At 34.4% G+C, this 3271-nt stretch carries 3 protein-coding genes and 1 pseudogene; 1 reads left to right on the forward strand and 3 read right to left on the reverse strand.

The features are described from left to right. Nucleotides 1-321: 321 nt before the first annotated feature. The gene (locus KI356_RS24765; protein WP_002085567.1) at nt 322-480 is read left to right on the forward strand and encodes a hypothetical protein; all 159 of its coding nucleotides are present in this window, start codon (nt 322-324) and stop codon (nt 478-480) included. Nucleotides 481-519: 39 nt separating this feature from the next. Here KI356_RS24765 and KI356_RS24770 read toward each other — a convergent pair whose 3' ends face one another. From KI356_RS24770 to KI356_RS24780, 3 genes and pseudogenes are all read right to left on the reverse strand, one after another. Continuing rightward, complete coding sequence (locus KI356_RS24770) at nt 520-1389, reverse strand: sigma-70 family RNA polymerase sigma factor (RefSeq protein WP_212936759.1); 870 nt, start codon at nt 1387-1389, stop codon at nt 520-522. Beyond that, on the reverse strand, nt 1367-2674 hold the full coding sequence (locus KI356_RS24775; RefSeq protein WP_212936760.1) for a phytoene desaturase family protein: 1308 nt from the start codon (nt 2672-2674) through the stop codon (nt 1367-1369). Before KI356_RS24775 ends, KI356_RS24770 begins: the two co-directional genes overlap by 23 nt. Nucleotides 2675-2994: 320 nt before the next feature. Beyond that, nucleotides 2995-3271: pseudogene (locus KI356_RS24780) on the reverse strand (SMI1/KNR4 family protein); the annotation flags it as partial.

Consider the following 3271-nt stretch of genomic DNA (forward strand, 5'->3'; position numbering starts at 1 on the left):
GTATCCATTTTTTCATCGCCTTTCAAAAGCAATATGATGAATAAGCTCTTGCTGCCCGTCTACTTTTCATTATATGCGAAACGAAAACCTTTTTCTCGTTATATGACAAAAATTTAAATTTTTTTATAGCATATTGTTTCGTTTTTTGGTAAAGTTAATTTCTACGTGCAATTATTTAATTCACATTATTTTACAATCAGTTTGCAATTATAAAATAATCTAAACCCCATTTAAATGAATCGGTATTACTAATTCGACTAAGCGCCCTTTTGGACGCATTTTCTTTTGTTTATATATTTCTGTGAGAAAGGATGCTTACACATGAACGTGATTAACTTAGATGCTGCTAGAAGACGTAAGCAGCATAAAAAACTAATGATAACTATACCGATTATTAAACGCATTTATGAAGAAGACGGGGAAATTAAATTCGAGGTAGCTGGCGAAAAAGATGTACCTCTTGAAATGTTAGAAAAGTAATAAAATAAAGACACATTTCTGTTGAAATGCGTCTTTATTTTATATTTTTACATTTAAATGCATAAGTTTTTCAGGATTAACCATCATATAAATGTTTGAAATTTTTTCATTATCAAATGCAAATGAAAGCACATAAGTCACATTATTATTTATTGTAACAATAACCCCCGGTGCACTATTTACCATTTTGAAATCAACACTGTACTCTTCTGGCAATCGTTTTGCAATCCCAAAGAACAGGCGCATAATTCTATCTGCAGAATAAATCGGATTAATAGCGGTAGTAACTTTCCCTCCACCATCTGCTTTGAATATCGCATCTGATTTTAATACCTCTAACATACCTTGCGTATCCCCACACTGTAATGATGCTACAAATTTTTCAACATAAGTGGCCATTTGCTTCGTACTTAATTTGGATGGCTTTTGTTTATCTACTATACTCTTTCGCGCACGCTGAAATATCTTCCGGCAATTCACATTACTTTTACCAACTATTGACGCTATCTCTTCATAATCATAACTAAAAACTTCTCTTAATATGAATACAATCCTTTCTACTTCAGATAACTGTTGTAAAAGTAAAAGGTATGCTGTAGAAAGAGATTCTTTCATTACGTATGAATCTGATGGGTTGTTATTTTCTTCCACGAGCGGTTCTGGTAACCACATTCCGACATATACATTCCGCTTATGTTCCGCAGAACGTAATTTATCAATTGAACGATTAGTAACCATTTTACATAAATATGCTTTTATATTTTCAACAGACTGAATGTCATCCATATTATTTAATGAAATGAATACATCGTGGACAATATCTTCAGCGTCCATTACACTCCCAAGCATTCGATAAGCTAGGGAAAACAATAAAGATTTGTGCGCTTCATACAATTGCTCCGTTTCCACGATGAGCCCCTCTTTCTAATTTCTTTAAAATGTGCAGTGCGGCCCGCTTCCCGCTTGCAACTGCTGCATCAGCTAATAATTCATCATGCCCAGCCCAATCTCCTGCTACGTATATACCTGGCATTTCAGGAATTACAGGCCCCGGAATTTCTCCTCGGCCAATATGCGGGAAATCATGAACAACAGTTATTTTAGGTAAATATTGCTTTACAACAACTTCTCGTTCCCAATTAGGATGTAAGAGCTCCATTGTTCTCTCTAACTGTTTTTTATCATAATTAATCCTATTCATCTCTTCCATAGGATTATGATACTTAATCAAACTTACAACTATCGATCCATTATCACTTAGTTTAGCTGACCTCGATTGGTTCGTAAAAAATACAGGTTGATCTAACCCTAATGCAAATTGATGTACAGGATTAGGTAATCGTTTCAAACCAATATCTAATGCAGCTGCTGTCACTTGTATTGATTGTTCACTCCATACGTACAAACTGGTTTTTTCTGCACCTTTTATTATTTTACAGGCTTCTTTCGGTGGAATCGTCACGATAACAGTATCCGTTTCGAATATATCATCATCTAAACAGCGTATTTTTTGTATATCTTCACAATGTTCTACTTCCAAAACATGCTTACTTGCCAGAAATTGAACACCAGCATTTATAGCTATATTTCTTAATTTTGTTATAATCGTCTCCCAACCACCATCTACATAAAAAACTCCCTCTTTCATAGAACGCTGTATTTGCTTTAATACAGACGATGCTAATTGGATGGTAGGAGCATATGTGTATGTCGTAGTTCGGCATAACGCATAAAACATATTTCGTACCATAGGATCCTGTATTTCTTTTTCTGCCCATACGGAAAGACTCATTTTTGGAATCGTATTAATATCCAATTTCCCTAAATGAATCATAAGGCGAGAAAATTGGATTTTAGCTGTCCATGAAAGTAACGGCGTTGATACAATGGAGCGGAAATCAGTTGGGATTGTATATACGTCATCTTTCCATATTCCGTGTGCCTTCGTGGACGGTATTCCTCCAGTAAGATTCATACCAAGCTCGTTAAATGTTAAAAACGCTTCTCCCCCGCGGTATAAAGCATGTGCCCCAAGATTCATATAGATACCATGTTTATTTATTGTCATCGCTCTGCCGCCAAAACGGCTAGATTTCTCTAATACAACAACTTTTCTTCCTTCTTTCGCTAAATATATAGATGCCGTTAAACCAGCAAGCCCTCCCCCAACAATTGCTACATCAAATGTACTCATAATAAAATCCCTCCTTATCGTTCTACATACAAGACGAACAATGGAGGAGGGATGTGACATTCAGTTACATATACATTATTTCTTTTAGCCATTTTATTACTGAATCGATTGTCAAATAAGGGCATAAAACTTATTCATATTCCATAAAGAGTTGGTGAACATATTAATAACTTCTCTCTATTATTAATATCAGCAGTTTGATGCATAAGTGTTTCAAATAATTAACAATTAATACATTTACAAATGGACATTGTTAGTGTGAATTTTTTTCGACTCTGAAAGAAGAACTTGTTTACATAAAAATATTATTTTCAGTTCATCTAGCCTCTTAAATGCTGATACCAAATTTCACGTTCTTCCTCACTCATTTCTCCTATTATTTTTGAGAAATCTATTTTTCTCCCAAAAGAGTCTTTTATCATATTAAATTGAGCAAACGAACCTGTAAATATTTCTAATGAGTTAGAGCAACAAACCGTTTCAAGATTTCCAATTGTTGCTCCATCTAATTCTAGCTCCTTTAATCCTTTCAATCTCCCTAATGCCGACCCATCTTTTACCTTTGTATCTATTAACTTTATATTTTGTAGTGCTGTA

The sequence above is a fragment of the Bacillus hominis genome (genome assembly GCF_018332515.1).
In the GTDB taxonomy this organism is placed as follows: Bacteria; Bacillota; Bacilli; order Bacillales; family Bacillaceae_G; genus Bacillus_A; species Bacillus_A hominis.

What these genes read in the sequence shown, in the direction of transcription:
- KI356_RS24775 (WP_212936760.1), bottom strand. Translation starts at nt 2,674, where the DNA reads ATGAGTACATTTGATGTAGCAATTGTTGGGGGAGGGCTTGCTGGTTTA.
- KI356_RS24765 (WP_002085567.1), top strand. Translation starts at nt 322, where the DNA reads ATGAACGTGATTAACTTAGATGCTGCTAGAAGACGTAAGCAGCATAAA.